Source organism: Robiginitalea rubriflava (assembly GCF_052540725.1).
Genome location: NZ_CP199309.1, coordinates 2,528,183 through 2,544,406, shown reverse-complemented (window position 1 = coordinate 2,544,406; position 16,224 = coordinate 2,528,183). Strand labels below are relative to the sequence as shown.

Annotated in this window: 15 protein-coding genes; 8 read left to right on the top strand and 7 right to left on the bottom strand. The window is 47.7% G+C overall.

The features are described 5' to 3' along the window. Positions 1-66 precede the first annotated feature (66 nt). From xerD to ACT6NU_RS11550, 4 genes are all read left to right on the top strand, one after another. On the top strand, positions 67-972 hold the full coding sequence (xerD, locus tag ACT6NU_RS11565) for a site-specific tyrosine recombinase XerD (RefSeq protein WP_445381829.1): 906 nt from the start codon (positions 67-69) through the stop codon (positions 970-972). 178 nt (positions 973-1,150) lie between these two features. Further along, entirely contained in the window at positions 1,151-2,563 is a 1,413-nt protein-coding gene (locus ACT6NU_RS11560; RefSeq protein WP_445381828.1) for an amidohydrolase, read from the top strand. Positions 2,564-2,683: 120 nt separating this feature from the next. Continuing rightward, positions 2,684-3,178 (top strand): RNA polymerase sigma factor, encoded by a 495-nt coding sequence (locus tag ACT6NU_RS11555; RefSeq protein WP_445381827.1) that lies wholly within the window; start codon positions 2,684-2,686, stop codon positions 3,176-3,178. Between the two features lie 4 nt (positions 3,179-3,182). Further along, positions 3,183-3,836: a hypothetical protein gene (locus ACT6NU_RS11550; RefSeq protein WP_445381826.1), complete on the top strand. Its 654-nt coding sequence runs from the start codon at positions 3,183-3,185 to the stop codon at positions 3,834-3,836. Here ACT6NU_RS11550 and ACT6NU_RS11545 read toward each other — a convergent pair. Both ACT6NU_RS11545 and ACT6NU_RS11540 read right to left on the bottom strand, forming a co-directional pair. Beyond that, positions 3,833-4,648 carry a lysophospholipid acyltransferase family protein gene (locus ACT6NU_RS11545; RefSeq protein WP_445381825.1) on the bottom strand — a complete coding sequence of 272 codons (816 nt, stop codon included), beginning with the start codon at positions 4,646-4,648 and terminating at the stop codon, positions 3,833-3,835. The two genes, ACT6NU_RS11550 and ACT6NU_RS11545, sit on opposite strands and share 4 nt — an antisense overlap. Positions 4,649-4,673: 25 nt before the next feature. Further along, entirely contained in the window at positions 4,674-5,315 is a 642-nt protein-coding gene (locus ACT6NU_RS11540; RefSeq protein WP_445381824.1) for an NUDIX hydrolase, read from the bottom strand. On the opposite strand from ACT6NU_RS11540, the gene ACT6NU_RS11535 reads away from it, so the two are divergent. Then, entirely contained in the window at positions 5,314-6,057 is a 744-nt protein-coding gene (locus tag ACT6NU_RS11535; RefSeq protein ID WP_445381823.1) for a peptidylprolyl isomerase, read from the top strand. The genes ACT6NU_RS11540 and ACT6NU_RS11535 overlap by 2 nt on opposite strands. Positions 6,058-6,063: 6 nt before the next feature. Here ACT6NU_RS11535 and ACT6NU_RS11530 read toward each other — a convergent pair whose 3' ends face one another. Next, on the bottom strand, positions 6,064-6,684 hold the full coding sequence (locus ACT6NU_RS11530) for a trimeric intracellular cation channel family protein (protein ID WP_445381822.1): 621 nt from the start codon (positions 6,682-6,684) through the stop codon (positions 6,064-6,066). A gap of 160 nt (positions 6,685-6,844) precedes the next feature. Here ACT6NU_RS11530 and ACT6NU_RS11525 point away from each other — a divergent pair, with 160 nt between their 5' ends. After that, a complete protein-coding gene (locus ACT6NU_RS11525; protein WP_445381821.1) occupies positions 6,845-8,314 on the top strand; it encodes a glycosyltransferase in 1,470 nt (489 codons plus the stop codon). Positions 8,315-8,324: 10 nt separating this feature from the next. Next, the gene (locus tag ACT6NU_RS11520; RefSeq protein WP_445381820.1) at positions 8,325-9,617 is read left to right on the top strand and encodes a Zn-dependent hydrolase; all 1,293 of its coding nucleotides are present in this window, start codon (positions 8,325-8,327) and stop codon (positions 9,615-9,617) included. On the opposite strand, the gene ACT6NU_RS11515 is transcribed toward ACT6NU_RS11520, so the two are convergent. Both ACT6NU_RS11515 and mnmA read right to left on the bottom strand, forming a co-directional pair. Beyond that, complete coding sequence (locus tag ACT6NU_RS11515; RefSeq protein ID WP_445383858.1) at positions 9,614-10,597, bottom strand: NAD(P)H-dependent flavin oxidoreductase; 984 nt, start codon at positions 10,595-10,597, stop codon at positions 9,614-9,616. The two genes, ACT6NU_RS11520 and ACT6NU_RS11515, sit on opposite strands and share 4 nt — an antisense overlap. Next, positions 10,597-11,787, bottom strand: a complete 1,191-nt coding sequence (mnmA, locus tag ACT6NU_RS11510; protein WP_445381819.1) for a tRNA 2-thiouridine(34) synthase MnmA — start codon at positions 11,785-11,787, stop codon at positions 10,597-10,599. Before mnmA ends, ACT6NU_RS11515 begins: the two co-directional genes overlap by 1 nt. 262 nt (positions 11,788-12,049) lie before the next feature. On the opposite strand from mnmA, the gene ACT6NU_RS11505 reads away from it, so the two are divergent. Beyond that, complete coding sequence (locus tag ACT6NU_RS11505; RefSeq protein ID WP_445381818.1) at positions 12,050-13,453, top strand: fasciclin domain-containing protein; 1,404 nt, start codon at positions 12,050-12,052, stop codon at positions 13,451-13,453. A 185-nt stretch (positions 13,454-13,638) separates the two neighbouring features. Here ACT6NU_RS11505 and ACT6NU_RS11500 read toward each other — a convergent pair whose 3' ends face one another. Both ACT6NU_RS11500 and yidC read right to left on the bottom strand, forming a co-directional pair. Further along, entirely contained in the window at positions 13,639-14,196 is a 558-nt protein-coding gene (locus ACT6NU_RS11500; protein ID WP_445381817.1) for a DUF6515 family protein, read from the bottom strand. 171 nt (positions 14,197-14,367) lie between these two features. Continuing rightward, complete coding sequence (gene yidC / locus ACT6NU_RS11495; RefSeq protein ID WP_445381816.1) at positions 14,368-16,221, bottom strand: membrane protein insertase YidC; 1,854 nt, start codon at positions 16,219-16,221, stop codon at positions 14,368-14,370. Positions 16,222-16,224: the final 3 nt, after the last annotated feature.

Here is a 16,224-nt window from a genome sequence, read left to right as displayed (position 1 = left end):
GTTATAGCCCAGGATCAATGGTTAAAAACTGTACAAAAGACAGCTGTATTGGCCTATATTTATCCTATGAAATGGACCGATGCCCTAAATGACTACCTGCATTACCTCCGGCTGGAACGGGGCTTGTCCGCCAATTCTATAGATAATTACAGAAGGGACCTAAAGAAACTGATGGCCTTTGCCGGGAAGGAAAGCAGCCAAATAGACCCGCTTGGGGTTAGCCGGCAGGATCTCGAAGATTTTGTTCACGAATTGGGAAATCAGTTACACCCCCGTTCCCAGGCCCGTATCCTTTCTGCACTGAGGGGGTTTTTTGGGTATCTGGTGTTTGAAGGGTACAGGGAGGACAACCCCATGGAATTGATTGAATCACCCAAGACCGGGCGAAAGCTTCCCGATACACTCTCCGTGGAGGAAATAGACCTGCTATTGGGTGCTGTTGATCGCTCCAGGGCTGAAGGGGAACGGAACCGGGCCATGCTGGAGACGCTTTATGGCTGTGGCCTTCGGGTTTCCGAACTCCTTAACCTGCGGCTGAGCGACCTTTTTTTTGAGGAGGGCTTTATTAAAGTAACCGGCAAGGGTAATAAACAACGCTTTGTTCCTCTGGGCGATTTGAACGCAAAAATCCTGCAATTGTATTTGAAGGAAATTCGCGTGCAATGGCAGGCCCAGAAAGGGCACGAGGACTTTCTTTTTTTAAACCGGCGCGGTAGAAAACTGAGCAGGGCCATGGTTTTCACAGTAGTAAAGCAATTAGCAGAAACCGCCGGGATCCAAAAAAACATCAGCCCTCACACTTTCAGGCATTCCTTTGCCACCCATCTGCTGCAAAACGGGGCAGACATCCGCGCCATACAGCAAATGCTGGGGCATGAGAGCATTACCACTACAGAGGTCTATATGCATCTGGACCGAAAACACCTGGCAGCTGTGGTCCAGCAATACCACCCCCGGGAAACAAGAAGTTGATGCCTTCATTTTCCTATACTTTAATTTAAGGGGTAGCTGCGGGGATGTCCCCCTAAATCAGGTCTTTTAAGGTGATTGAATTTTAATTAACTTTAGCAGCCAGCCTTAGCCGGAACTGAAAAAATTTTCCTGAGGCCCCTAAATGTTCAAAAAACAAAATTTCCATAAATACTAAATCATGAAATACCGCGTGCTACTTTCTTTCCTCATCCTGGCCATAAGTTTACAGGCTCAGAGCGAACAACTGCAGGAACTGGATCAAAAGACAAAAACCTACGGTGCAATCGCCCAACAGATATGGGAATGGGCCGAAATGGGGTATCAGGAAGAACGCAGTTCTGCTTTATTGCAGCAAACCCTGGAAAAAGAAGGTTTCCGTATACAAAAAGGAGTAGCGGGAATACCCACAGCCTTTGTTGCAGAATACGGTAAAGGAGGCCCAGTAATTGGGATATTGGGTGAATTTGATGCCCTTCCGGGACTATCACAACAGGCAGTGCCTGAAAAAAAATCTGCCGGGGGTGCTGCCGGACACGCCTGCGGGCATCACCTTTTTGGTACAGCATCTGCAGCAGCTGCCATTGCGGCAAAGAACTGGTTGCAAAGCAGCGGAAGCGAAGGAAGAGTGCGCTTTTACGGTTGCCCTGCAGAAGAGGGCGGGTCCGGAAAAGTTTATATGGTTCGCGCCGGGCTTTTTGATGACCTGGACGTAGCCCTGCACTGGCATCCGGGAGACCGCAATGATGCAAGCGCCGGGGCGGCCCTTGCCAACAAGTCTGCCAAATTTCGGTTTTACGGGGTATCTGCCCATGCAGCCGCTGCCCCGGAGAGGGGACGTTCGGCACTGGATGGGGTGGAAGCCATGAATGCCATGGTCAATATGATGCGGGAACACATCCCGGAGCGGGCCCGCATCCATTACGTAATTACAGATGGCGGAAAAGCCCCTAATGTGGTCCCTGATTTTGCAGAGGTTTATTACTATGCCCGCCATGAAAGGCGGGATGTCGTTATCGATATCTTTGACCGTATTATTAAAGCCGCAGAAGGTGCCGCACTGGGTACGGGAACTACCATGGACTATGAAATGATCGGGGGCACCCACGAACTGCTCCCCAACCTGCGCCTGCAGCAATTAATGTATAAAAACCTTCAGGCAACCGGAGGGGTGAGCTACAATGTTGAAGAAAAGGCCTTTGCCAAAAAAATAGCCAGCTCGCTGGGAGAGAAAGAACTGCGAGAGGATATCGCCTCCGGGGTACAGTCCTTTAAGGAAGTTGGTAGAGCCGGAGGCTCAACAGACGTAGGGGACGTTAGTTTTGCGGTTCCCACGGGAGGTTTGCGGATCGCGACCTGGGTACCCGGCACCCCTGCCCACAGCTGGCAGGCTGTCGCAGCCGGCGGGACTTCCATTGGAACCAAAGGAATGATGGTGGCTGCCAAAACCCTGGCTGCCACTGCTATTGATCTTTTTAATAACCCGGATGCCATAAAGGAAGCCCGGGCAGAATTTGAAGAAAGAAGGGGAGCAGATTTTCAATATATCCCGCTGCTGGGAGACCGGGAACCTGCCCTTAATTACAGAAACTAAGCCCTTACAGGAATTATTAAGCAGATTGGCCTTTCCGGGCCGGTCTGTTTCTTTTTTCGTCCAAAGGTTTGTAACAAATGTCTTCAGAAGCCTACTAATAAGCTAGAACCAACCAGGGGAGTGACAAAAGAACTTGAGCACCAATTCGTATCGGAACTTGAGAGCAATCAGAATATTGTTCACAAAGTATGTAGCCTGTATACGGATAACCGTGAAGCTCATAATGACCTTTTTCAGGAAATTACCATTCAGTTGTGGAAAGCGTATCCGAAGTTTCGCGGAGATGCCAAATTCAGTACCTGGATGTATAGGGTTGCACTGAATACAGCTATTACACTGTATCGTAAATCAAAGAAACAACCCAGGACACAAGGGGTAGATTCGGTGATTTACAAAATCCGTTCAGAGCCCTATGACCCTACTGAAGAACGGCAGATCGCACTGATGTACAGTGCCATCAAGGAATTGGGAGATATCGACAAGGCCCTGGTCTTCCTTTACCTGGAAGATAAAAACTATCAGGAAATAGCAGAAACCCTCGGTATTTCAGAGGTGAATGCCCGGGTGAAAATGAACCGGATCAAAACCAAGCTAAGAAAGATACTCAATCCGTAGACGTATGATGGATGAACTGGAATTATTGAAAAAGGACTGGCAGAAACGGGAACAGGACCTGCCCAAGCTCAGCTATGATGAGATTTACCAGATGATCTGGAAAAAATCATCCTCAGTGGTCCGCTGGATATTCTATATAAGTATTATTGAGTTTTTGCTCCCGCACCTGCTCTACCTCCTGCCCTCCTTCCGGGAAGGAATGAACTATGACTTTTCGGAACAACTGGGAATCAGCAATACCCTGCTGGTACTTACCATTTTACAATATTCAGTCGCCATTTATTTCATAGTTCAATTCTACAGGCGGTACCGTGAAATTTCCGTACTGGATAACGCCAGGAACCTGATGATCGGCATTTTAAGGACCCGGCGTACCGTTAAACACTATGTGATTTTTGCCCTCTCTATGGTCCTGATTTTCTTCGGGGTTTTCATTGTTGGGATGTACCTTGATGAAAACCTGACCGAGACCCTGAACCTGAATCCGGAGAATGCCAATACCAGTCCGGAACAACTCAAGTGGATAGTTATGGGCGTTATGGCTATTGCAGGAGTACTTTTTACCGCGCTGATGGCCGGAATTTATTTCCTTTTATACGGCCTGCTTACCCGAAAGTTATTCAGGAATTACAAAGAATTGAAACGGATTGAGAATTAGTCCTTTTTACTTCTGCGCCATTGCCGCTGTTTATGGGCGGCCTCATAGGCTAGTAATTCTTCTTTGGGAATTACTTTCAGGAAAGACGGATGCTGTTCTATTGCGAATTCGAGTTTTTCTAAGATCTCCTCTATTGTTTCATTATCGTAGTCTATCTGTAGTGGCTCCTTGATTACCATAGACTGCAATATTCCTTTTTTCTTGATAAACAATCCCTTCTTGTCAAAAGACCTTCTGAAACCATCTATTACCACAGGAACTACCTGTGGTTTATATTTTTTGATAATGTGTGCGGTCCCTTTTCGCAAAGGTTTCCAGGGGGTAGTAGTACCCTGCGGGAAGGTGATGACCCAGCCGTCATCCAGGGCGATCCCGATATTGGTGATATCACTCATCTTCACCTGACGGTTAACGTCCTGCCCGTCTGCCCTCCAGGTCCGTTGAATACTTATGGAGCCGGCATAGGCCAGGATTTTGGTAAGCAGGCTTTTTTTCATTGTTTCTGCCGCAGCCACGTAATAGATATTCAATTTCGGATTCCACAAATAGCCTACGTTCTTTATGGAATCATCTCGGCCACTTATACTCGCATTAAAAACATGAAACATGGCAACTACATCGGCAAAATACGTTTGGTGGTTGCTTACAAAAAGCACATTGGTTCCGGGGAGGCTCTTAATAATCTCAGAACCTTCTATCTCCAGTTTATTAAACCCTTTGTAACGCTGATGGGTCATCAGGCCCAGGATGCGTATGAGCCACTTCTTGAGGAAAAGAATATGCCCAAAAGGATTTCTCTTAAAAATTGCCATAGACGGTAAAAATAAGAAATTAGGTTTAGAAGATTTCTTTTAAAAGGGTCCGTATTTCATTTAACATCATCGCAGTGGCCCCCCAAACCAAATGCTCGCGAAAAAGAAAGGCCGGTACTTCAATGTTTTTGGCATAGGAGGTGTTAAGGCTCTCAGTGGTGAGGTTACCTGAATCCAGGATGTCTTTCAGCGGTATCTCAATCAGGGCAGCCACTTCTGATTCCTGAGGGACAAAGCTGGGGGTTTCCCTGCTAATCCCCATAAAAGGACTTACTGCAAAATTGCTGGGCGGGATGTAAAGCGGGCTGAGAGACCGGATAGTTTCTACCATTGCAGCAGGCACGCCCACTTCTTCTTCGGTTTCCCTGAGTGCGGTGTGCAGGAGGTCTCTGTCTGATGCCTCCAGCCGCCCTCCCGGAAATCCAATCTGATCGGAATGTACCCCGGGATAGGATTTTCTCAGAATAAATAAAAGATGTGTTAAACGGTCTGCCCCAGGGTAAAAAAGCGCCATTACCCCGGCTTCCCTGGCGTTTTCAGGAATCTTTCGCAGGTGTTCCAGCTCGCGCACGCGCATCTCAGGGGCCATCTGAAAATGCGCTTGCTGCCCTGGTAGGGGAAGATTCTTTATTTTTGGAACCGAATTGGCAAAATCCTTAAAATTCATGAAGTCTTATTTGCAAATTGCGTCTTTACTTTTATGGTTTGGCTGCCTGCTCAGTTGCGGGCAGCAAAATAAAGAAAAACCATCGAATCCATCCGAATCAAAACAGGCTGATACAAAGGCAGACAGTCTCACCCTGCCGGAAGGGGCGGCATCTGAAGCAGCATCAGAAGAAACTGCGGCTGACAGTACTTTTGTACTAACCGAAGATAACGCAATTGATTTTTTCTTTGAATACCAAAAAGACCTGAAAGTCAATAAAGTCAGGTTAACCACAAGCATGGGGAACTTTACCGTTCAGCTTTACGATAATGTTCCTTACCACAAAGCTAATTTTATTTACCTAACCCGAAAAGGCTATTTCAACAATACCATGTTTCACAGGGTAGTAAAAGACTTTATAATACAGGGAGGCAATGCAGATAACGTAGAGACTGCACGGAAAAGGAGTGAAATAGGGCGGTATCTGCTCCCTCCGGATACCCGCAAGGGCTACCGGCATGACAGGGGTACTATTTCCATGCCCTCATCGGAGATCAACAACCCGCATATGCTCGCTTCTCCCTACGAGTTCTTTATTGTGGTGACCCATCCGGGTTCCTACCACCTGGACGGGGATTATACGGCCTTCGGAAAAGTCATTGAAGGAATGGATGTAGTGGATGCCATCAACCAGGTAGAAGTTGATGACGGGGACTGGCCCATGAAAAATATCTACATTAAAAAAGCAGAGGTACTCCGGTAAGCCGGATCAGTTCTCCTGTTTTCGATATATATTCGGGAGGGATATATGGTAGTGCACTGCCAGCAGCCTTATGGCAATAACCAGCAGTATCCCGGAAACGTATGAAAAGCCCTCCGGGATATATAAATTGAGCATCAGAAAATACACTGCTCCCCCCAGTATACAGGCTGTCGCATATATTTCCTTGCGAAAAATAACAGGGATTTCATTACACAGGATGTCCCTCAAAACCCCTCCAAAACTGGCTGTCATCGTTCCAAGGGCTATGCAAATGATCGGGTGTAAACCGGCTCCCATGCCCTTTTCTATCCCCACCAGGGTATATAGCCCAATCCCAAGGGTGTCAAACAGGAAAAGAGAGGTCCTGAGGTACTTCAGGCGGCTCTGAAAAATAACCGCTACCCCTACTGTTCCGAGAATTACATAGATATATAGCAGATCCCGCATCCAGGTAACCGGGGTTGCGCCGATTAGGAGATCACGGAGGGTACCTCCGCCTATCGCCGTAACACTGGCTATAATAAGTACCCCAAAAAGGTCCAGCTTCTTGTCCATGGCAACCAGTACCCCGGAAATCGCAAAGGCGATGGTCCCCAGCAGATCGGCCGCTAAATAAACCTGTTCCAAAATCAATTTTTTGTTGAGCCACCAAAGGTACAATCCCTGCTTACGGAATTAAAACATCTGAATATAATTTACTTAAACAATTTCCGCCTGGCCACCTTAGCCAGTATTAAAAATGAAATCCCCTCAATCTTCGTAACTTTTAAGTCAAATAACCAAGGATATGGAGAAAATCGACATAAAAGAAGGCCCCAAAATTGAAGATTACCGCGCCTACAGCAGCCTGAAAAGCACTGTAGACCATTTTCTGGAGGCTGCCCCCGGGCACATTGCTGCATTAAAAGGGCGAACTGTCTGGATGGTCAATTCTACCGCAATAGGCGGTGGGGTAGCAGAAATGCTGCCAAGCCAGTTACGAATAATGCGGGCCATGGGCCTGAAAATAGAGTGGCTGGTCATAGAAACGGCAGATACTGAATTTTTTAACCATACCAAGCGAATCCACAACGCTATTCACGGTAGTGGTGACGGGAGGTTTTCAGAGGCCGACCGTGAAATTCACGAAAGGGTAAACCGAAAAAACCTGGATCGTGCCCTCGCCTTGATTGCTAACGGTGACATAGTGGTGATCCACGATCCACAGCCGATGCCCCTGGCTCGGATGCTCAAAAAAGAAAGGGATATTTACTGTGTTTGGCGCTGCCATATAGGGCTGGAAGAAAGCAACTCGGTTACCAAAGGCGTTTGGTCTTATTTGCAGGAGTATTTTGAAAGTTACGACCGTTTTGTTTTCAGCCTGGAGGAATATGTATTGCCTGATATAGCTGATCGGACCAGCCTGATCCCACCCTCCATAGACCCGCTCAGCCATAAAAATCGTACCCTGCAGATGCACAAGAGTGTCAGCATCATGGCCCAGGCTGGTATCCTGGAGCCACGCGGGCCGCAGCTATATGAGCCTTACGCCCACCAGGTTCGTCGCGTTATGCCGGATGGGAGTTTTGGGCGGGTTAACCAACAAGATCCTTTTGATCTGATTTACCGGCCCATAATTACCGAAATCTCCAGGTGGGATCGCTTGAAGGGCTTCGAGGAACTGATGCGGGCCTTTGTGCATATGAAAGAAGAAAACCGCAAAAAGAATGATCCGGACTCCATTGCCTATAAAAGATTGGAACTCTGCAGGTTGGTTTTGGGTGGCCCCGATCCTGAGTTTGTAGCCGATGATCCGGAAGGCGAGGAGGTTTTATCGGAACTGATAGCTTTCTATAAAACCCTGCCGGCAAATATTCAGAAAGATATTGGCCTTTTCCTTTTACCGTTGGATAACCCAAAGGAAAATGCCCTTATTGTAAATGCTCTTCAGCGATGCTCCCGGATTGTGGTGCAGAATTCCATACAGGAAGGTTTTGGACTGACCGCCACAGAAGCGATGTGGAAACAAACACCTGTGCTGGTATCCGGGGCCGCCGGCTTAAAATTTCAGGTTGCCGATGAAGAAACTGGAAAAATAAATGAAGACCCCAAGGATATCCAGGGCCTGGCCACTACACTGGAATATATGATTAACCATCCCAAAGAACTGGATAAATGGGCCTTTAGCGCACAAAGTCGTGTTGTGGAGCGCTTTACCCTTTTCAGTCAGATCCAGGCCTGGCTCCAATTATTCAATACAATGGTTACAAAAAACTAAACCTTAACAAATGAAATTGTACCTACTCCTGCCATTGATTTGTTGTTTTTCATTTCAGTTGTATCAGCAAACTCCCATTAAAACAGATAGTGTCCGCCTAGCAGCTACCATGAAGCAACTTTCCACTTTTGGGAAAACGGATTTGGGGCAACCTAATCGGGTAGCCTTCAGTGACGGGGATCTGAAAGCCAGAGAATATGTAATAGAAATAATGCGTTCAGCCGGGCTACAGACCCGGGTGGATGCAGCAGGAAACATAATCGGCAGGCGGAATGGCACAAAGAGTAATCTGAAGCCTATTGCCTTTGGATCACATATAGATATGGTCCCGCTTGGAGGGAATTACGATGGGTGCGTTGGCTCCATGGCAGCCATTGAGGTGATCCGAACTCTGAATGACAGAGATATCAGGACTTCACATCCGCTGGAAGTCATCATTTTTTCCAATGAAGAAGGAGGGGTAATGGGGAGCCGGGCCATGGTAGGGGCTCTTGGTAAAAATGCACTTAGTGTTGTGAACAGTACAGGCTATTCTATGGGAGAAGGAATACAGCGCCTGGGCGGAGACACCACCCAACTGGCGTCGGCCCGGCGCGAAAAGGGTAGTCTGGCCGCCTTTGTGGAACTGCATATTGAACAGGGAGGGATACTGGATACCCGCAAGCTGGACATCGGAATCGTGGAAGGGATCGTAGGCCTGAACTGGTGGGATGTGCATTTTAAGGGAATGGCCAATCACGCCGGAACTACACCCCTGGATCTCAGAAAAGATGCCCTGCTGGCTGCAGCCCGGTTTATTGAAGCTGTAAATGAAGAAGCCAGGGCCCTGAGCGGGCAACAAGTAGCAACCGTGGGCCGCATTAAAGCTTTTCCGGGAGTCCCCAATGTGATTCCCGGTGAGGTGGTTTTAAGCCTGGAAATCCGCGATTTATCTACGGAGGTAATTGAGCAGCTTTTTGGAAAAATCAAAGCAAGGGCAGATGGGATAGCAGAACAATCCGGGGTGGCTATTGAATTCAAGGCACTGGATACCACGGGCAAACCGGCGCTAACCTCGGAGGCCATTCAGAAAGCCATTGAGTCGGTAGCCGATAATCTCGGGCTGAGCCATCTGTATATGCGCAGCGGGGCCGGCCATGATGCGCAGGATATCGCCCTGATCGCTCCTGTAGGTATGATTTTCGTACCCTCGAAAGGCGGGATCAGTCATTCTCCAGATGAATTTACCTCAGTGGAAGACATGGCAAATGGAGCCAATGTATTACTAAATACCATTCTGAAACTTGATAAGCAGCTCAACTAAGCCTGGAGTGTTGAAATTTCCGAAAGGGCCTGTCTGAACTCCTCCATCATCTGCCTTACAATTGTGGCAGCAGGCAGAATGTCGTGAATGATGGCTGAGACCTGCCCGATTTCCAGCTCCCCTTCTTCCAGATCGCCTTCAAACATCCCGCGTTTGGCCCGGGCCCGTCCCAAGAGTTCCTTCAATTCTTCGGGACCGGCACAATTGGAATAGGCTTTTCGGATATCCTCATAAAATTTGTTCTTCAGTAGCCGAACAGGCGCTAACTCCTTTAGCGTCAATTCTGTATCCCCTTCACCTGCCGCAACAACCTTCTCCTTAAAAGCGCGATGTGAGGAGGCTTCTTCACTGGCCACAAAACGACTGCCTACCTGTACCCCATCGGCCCCAAGTATCATAACTGCCAGCATGGCCCTTCCGGTGGCAATTCCCCCGGCCGCAATAAGCGGAATACGCAGTTGCTCTTTCACTGCAGGGATAAGGGTTAAAGTGGTTGTTTCATCCCGGCCATTGTGCCCCCCTGCCTCAAAGCCCTCGGCCACCACGGCATCTACCCCGGCCTGCTGGGCTTTAAGAGCAAATTTTACGCTGCTTACCACATGGACGACCGTTATCCCCTTTTCTTTCAGGAAGGACGTCCAGGTTTTTGGGTTTCCGGCAGAAGTGAAGACAATTTTCACCCCTTCCGCAACCAGAATTTCCATGAGCTTGTCAATGTCCGGGTATAACATGGGAACATTCACACCAAACGGCCTGTCAGTTGCAGCCTGGCATTTTCGGATATGCTCCCGCAGAACTTCCGGGTACATGCTCCCGGCCCCGATCAGGCCGAGCCCACCTGCATTGGATACAGCGGCGGCAAGTCGCCAGCCACTGGCCCAGACCATTCCCGCCTGGATAATCGGATATTGTATATTGAATAGTTTTGTTATGACATTCTCCATATAGTGTTGTTTGGAAAGCCAGAGGTATGGCCCTATCAGGAAATCACCCCGGAACCGATCAGTTCATCTTCCTGATACCAGGCTACAAACTGCCCCTCGGTAATGGCAGCCTGTTTATTTTCAAAATCGACATAAAGCCCCTGAGCTATTTTATATAAGGTAGCTGGTTGCAACTCCTGTCGGTAACGTATACGGGCCATTACTGCCATCTGCTGGTCCGGCTCAAGTGCCAGGTCTGGCCTTACCCAGTGCAATTCATCCTCAGAAACAAAGAGGGCTTTGCGATATAAACCGGGATGACTTTTTCCCTGCCCAGTGTAAATTATATTATTGGCTACATCTGTCTGAATGACAAAGAGGGGCTCAGGAGTACCCCCTACATCAAGTCCCTTGCGCTGCCCAACCGTAAAATAATGTGCGCCCTGGTGGGTGCCAACTACCTTCCCGTCTTCAGGGGAATAGACCAGTTTATCGGAATAATATGAAAGTTCTTCAGCCCTGGATTGGAAGACCGGCAATGGCTGGTGGAAAGCCGGGTATGATTCAGGTACTTCCACTATCTCTCCTTTTTTCGGTTGCAGTTGTTGCTGCAGAAACTCAGGCAAACGCACCTTGCCAATAAAGCAAAGACCCTGGGAGTCTTTCTTCCCGGCTGTTATCAGGTCGTTTGCCGCGGCCACCTCCCGCACCTCCGATTTTAGCATATCCCCTATTGGAAAGAGGGCTTTGGAGAGCTGCTCCTGGTTTAACTGGCACAAAAAATAAGACTGGTCTTTATTGGGGTCCTTCCCGGCCAGTAAGCGGTAATGGGTATTCCCGTCGGAATCGGTACCGGTAGCCTTACGGCAATAATGGCCGGTAGCTACAAAATCTGCGCCCAGGTTCATGGCAATTTTCAGGAAGAGGTCAAATTTGATTTCCCGGTTACAAAGCACATCAGGATTGGGCGTACGGCCCTGTTCGTATTCCCGGAACATATAATCCACAATCCGTTCTTTGTATTCACTACTGAGGTCTACCGTCTGGAAGGGAATGCCCAGTTTTTCCGCTACGATCAAAGCGTCGTTGCTGTCATCCAGCCAGGGGCACTCCTTGGATATGGTAACGGAATCGTCGTGCCAGTTTTTCATAAACAGGCCGATTACCTCATATCCCTGTTGCTTTAGCAAAAGAGCTGCAACACTGCTATCCACACCTCCGGAAAGGCCTACCACTACTTTTTTCATGCTGAAGAATTCCCTGCAAAATTACAAAATATTCACGGCATCGAAGCAGCAGCATCCCCTCCTGCGAAATTCCTGTAATTCGTCTGAAAAATGGTTAGACTCTCTATCAGGTCAAGTGAAGCTTCTAGGATTTTTCGTTTTAACCGCTTGATTTCATGCAACTTAAATAATTTTTCTGTTAAACTTTTATTAAGTCCTCTATTTTTGTTTAACTATATTCCTAATTTCGATAAACAAAATACAAATCTTTAAAAACAATCCTATGAAAAAGAACTTGCTCCTATTGAGATCTGCCTTTTTGGGTCTCTTCCTTTTAACCGCAGTTTCCTGTTCCGATGATGACGGAGATGGCAACAACCAGGCTGGCCCTACAATTGCTGACCTGGCCGCGGCCACAGCAGACCTCAGTAACCTGTATGCCGCCCTAGAACGTGCTGATCTGGTAGCCACACTGGATGGATCTACCGAATACACGGTCTTTGCCCCTACCAACGCTGCATTCGAAACTTTTTTGGCTGACAACAACTTCAGCGGCTTAGAAGATGTACCTGTTGACGTTCTTACTCAGGTATTGCTCAATCACGTTGTGGTTGGAGAAGCCCTGTCAACATCGCTTAGCACTGGATACGTCAGTTCTGCCTCTACGGCAGGCCCTGGTGGTGCTAACCTTAGCTTGTATGTAAATACTGCTTCCGGTGTTTCGGTAAATGGTGTTTCTAATGTAACAGATGCAGACATTGATGCATCAAACGGGGTTGTACATATTGTAGATGCGGTAATCGGCCTGCCAAATATTGTAGACCACGCTGTAGCCAATGATTCCTTTAGCACATTAGTGACTGTCCTTACTGCAGGAGGAAATACCACTTTTATAGACCTGTTATCTGATGATACAGAAACCTACACCGTGTTTGCACCTGTAAATGACGCTTTTGCAAGTTTCAATAACACCAATGGAAACGACATAAACAACATCCTGTCAAACCATGTGATTGCAGGAGCTGCTGCTTTCTCAAGCACGCTTACCAATTCATATGTGAACACTCTGGGAACCAATGCAGACGGAGACTTCCTGAGCGCCTACATCAATACCGATACCGGTGTAAGCATCAATGGAATAGCTGATGTAGCTGTGGCCGATGTAGTGGCTACCAATGGGGTAATCCACGCAGTAGACGCGGTAATCGATATCCCAACCGTTGTGACTTTCGCTGTTGCTGATCCTAACTTTTCCACCCTGGTTCAGGCACTAACCGAGTTGACCCCCGCAACCGATTTTGCCGGAATCCTTTCCAGGACAGAAACCGGAAACGGAGATGGAATCGATCCCGACTTTACCGTTTTTGCCCCGGTCAACAGTGCTTTTGATGCATTGTCTGCCATTCCAGGCGAGAGTGAATTGACGCCCATTCTGCTGCACCATGTGGTAGCAGGTGCCAATATCCGTTCAGGAGACCTCAATAATCCTGGAAACACTCCTGCAACTACCCTTGAAGGAGATGATATCATCATTACGCTTCCTGCTACCGATAACGGTGTAAACATTGCAGACGTGACCGACGGTTCAGGCAATACAGGCATTGGAATCATCGCAGTGGATGTACAGGCCGGAAACGGGGTAATCCACGTACTGGATCAGGTACTGATCCCGGATACCTCAAACTAAAACCGTTTTATTGCAAAGCAAAAACCTCCCATCTTGGGAGGTTTTTTTGTTTTTACAGGGAGGGTACTACTAACAACTTCCGGTTAAAACATGCCGCATTTCCTCAACTGAAATGCCGCTGAGCTGCAACAGGCAAACAAAAAACCCTGAAAAGACTTTCAGGGTTTTATCAGCTTAAGGCTGGGCTATTCTTCTTCTTCAAGCAATTCGGTTATTTCAAAACCGTCATCTACTTCTTTATAAACGGCATTGTTTAATTCGTAGGAAGTAACCCCGTCCAGCACAATTTCTTCAGCATCTTCAGGGAGTTCGGGAACCACAGCACCCACAGGGGTTTCTGTTACTTCGTACTCCTCATTGGTCTTGGTGTAAAAAACACCTTGTGCATACCAGTAGGGTCTTCCGCGAACCACAATCCTTAGTGGGGTAACAGCCAGGGTCCGGACACGGAACCCCCGTGGAGGAAAGGTCCTTACATATACTCCTTTTCTGGCGATAAAGTATTGCCCGCGTACGGGGTAATAGGAAACGGATCTGAAGGCAACAGCCCTGGTTCCGGCAGGAAGGCACCTGAGGGTTCTGCGATGGATACGACGCTTGGTCCTGCGGACTTTACGCTTTGCTGGACGGTTTACTTTTACTACGGTTGTACGGCTTGCACGCCTTACCTGTGCCTCTGCTTCTGCAGGAAGCGCCATCATCAGGCTAAAGAACAGGATACCGATCAGGGATGAAATTTTCATGGCATTATTTTTTTTGGTTATTACAATGCTTTGACCTGTAGAACGAAAGAAGGTTTAAAAGGGTATTGGATTTTCGATGAACGGTACAATTTTTTCCCTTAAACCATAGGATTTTCCAAAAATAAAGCCCCGAAGGCGGGGCTCTATTAATTCCAAAGAACAGGTACTCGCTTATTTTTTGCCTGCCTTTTTCTGCTGTTCTGCCTGTTCCATCATCTCTCGCATCTTGCGCTGGAAGCGATTTTCTTTTTTGGGCTTTTGTTTTTGCTCCTGTATCTGGGCATGAATCTTATCCTGGTCCAGGATAACATTTTTAATGACGAGCATTATACCGATGGTAATCAGGTTGGATACAAAATAATAAAGACTCAGCCCACTTGCGTAATTGTTGAAGAAGAACAACATCAGCAGCGGGGACAAATACATGATAAACTTCATATTGGGCATCCCGGGCTGGGTTTGCATGTTTTGTCCGGTAGTCATCATCATATAGAAAAAGATGGCGACTGATGCCAGGATGGGAAAAAGGCTGATGTGATCCCCATAAAACGGTATACTGAAGGGCAACTGGGCAATGGTATCATAGGAAGAGAGGTCTTCCGCCCAGAGGAAAGACTTCTGCCTTAGTGCAAAACTCGTCGGGAAAAACATAAACAGCGCGTAGAAAATAGGCAACTGCAACACGGCAGGGACACATCCGCTCAGGGGGCTGACCCCGGCCTTGTTGTAAAGTTTCATGGTTTCCTGCTGCCGCTTCATAGCGTTGTCTTTCAGCCGTTCGTTGATTTCTGAAATCTCAGGTTTCAGCACCTTCATCTTGGCCTGAGACAGGTAGGATTTATAAGTAACCGGAGACATGAGGATCCGAACAATAATGGTCATCACCACAATAGCAATCCCAAAGGGCAGAAAGGAGCTCAGGAATCCGTAAAAAGGCGTAAAAATATACCGGTTGATCCAACCAAAAATCCCCCATCCATAAGGAATGGAATCTGCAAGGGCCAGGTCTTCGTACTCTTGCAATACCTCAATGTCTGTAGGTCCGAAATACCAGTGCATTGCCCGGGACAGTTCTCCCGAACCAGCACCCAACTCGGTACTCAATTCAAATTCTTTGGTAAAAACGGTTTCCTTGCTTTCTTCCTCGACAAGATTCTGAGAGCGCAGGCTAACCTGTTCAAAGGGCTCACTGGCCGCCAGGATAGAGCTGAAAAAGTGTTGCCGGAAAGACATCCAGCGAACATCCGCCTCAATTTCCTCATCGTCGCTGGTTTCTGAAAGTTTGCTGATCTTATCCTCTTCGTGCCGGTAGGTCAGACGGGTATAGCGGTTTTCGTACTGTACACTTTTGTTATGTCGGATCCCGCGAAGTTTCCAGTTAAGGGCCACCGGCTGATTGCTGTTCAGTATCCCGTTAAGACCCCGGGTCTGGATGTCAAAATCCAGCAGGTATTCTTTTGGTTTGAGCGTATACCTGTATTCCAGGTACTGCTCCGGGCCTGCCTTGGCCCGCATACTGAGGATGGTATTGTTTCCATCCTGCCTTAAATCCGGCTCAAAAAATAGCTCGGATGTATTCAATACCCGGTTGTCTGTAGTGGTAAATTGAAGGCCAAAAGCAGAATTGCCGTCTTTTACCAGATATACCGGAATAGAATCGTAAGTTACAAAGGACTTCATCCGGGCATGGACTACCTGCCCGCCCTTATTTGCGATCTCCAGGTATAGCACCTCGTTCTCAAGAACAGTAATCCCTTCTTTGGCCGGCGTATATGAAAAGGCGCCCAGTTTCTGGCTATAGGCCAGTTGAGCGAGGGAATCATTCTGGTATACAGGCTGCGATTCGGGAGTTGCCAGGGGTTGGGGCTTTTCATCTTCCGCTACCTGATCGATTTGTTCGCTGGCTTGCTTCTGCGCTTCAAGCTCTTCAGGAGTAGGCTGATTCTGATAGAACCAGAATAATAGAATTCCAAAAATGAGTATGAATCCAATAATGGAATTTATGTCGAGTTTCTTTTCTTCCATGAA

What these genes read in the sequence shown, in the direction of transcription:
- ACT6NU_RS11520 (WP_445381820.1), top strand. Translation starts at nt 8,325, where the DNA reads ATGAAATTGTACCTACTCCTGCCATTGATTTGTTGTTTTTCATTTCAG.
- ACT6NU_RS11505 (WP_445381818.1), top strand. Translation starts at nt 12,050, where the DNA reads ATGAAAAAGAACTTGCTCCTATTGAGATCTGCCTTTTTGGGTCTCTTC.
- ACT6NU_RS11535 (WP_445381823.1), top strand. Translation starts at nt 5,314, where the DNA reads ATGAAGTCTTATTTGCAAATTGCGTCTTTACTTTTATGGTTTGGCTGC.
- ACT6NU_RS11545 (WP_445381825.1), bottom strand. Translation starts at nt 4,648, where the DNA reads ATGGCAATTTTTAAGAGAAATCCTTTTGGGCATATTCTTTTCCTCAAG.
- yidC (WP_445381816.1), bottom strand. Translation starts at nt 16,221, where the DNA reads ATGGAAGAAAAGAAACTCGACATAAATTCCATTATTGGATTCATACTC.
- xerD (WP_445381829.1), top strand. Translation starts at nt 67, where the DNA reads ATGAAATGGACCGATGCCCTAAATGACTACCTGCATTACCTCCGGCTG.
- ACT6NU_RS11540 (WP_445381824.1), bottom strand. Translation starts at nt 5,315, where the DNA reads ATGAATTTTAAGGATTTTGCCAATTCGGTTCCAAAAATAAAGAATCTT.
- ACT6NU_RS11550 (WP_445381826.1), top strand. Translation starts at nt 3,183, where the DNA reads ATGATGGATGAACTGGAATTATTGAAAAAGGACTGGCAGAAACGGGAA.
- ACT6NU_RS11560 (WP_445381828.1), top strand. Translation starts at nt 1,151, where the DNA reads ATGAAATACCGCGTGCTACTTTCTTTCCTCATCCTGGCCATAAGTTTA.
- ACT6NU_RS11500 (WP_445381817.1), bottom strand. Translation starts at nt 14,196, where the DNA reads ATGAAAATTTCATCCCTGATCGGTATCCTGTTCTTTAGCCTGATGATG.
- ACT6NU_RS11525 (WP_445381821.1), top strand. Translation starts at nt 6,845, where the DNA reads ATGGAGAAAATCGACATAAAAGAAGGCCCCAAAATTGAAGATTACCGC.
- mnmA (WP_445381819.1), bottom strand. Translation starts at nt 11,787, where the DNA reads ATGAAAAAAGTAGTGGTAGGCCTTTCCGGAGGTGTGGATAGCAGTGTT.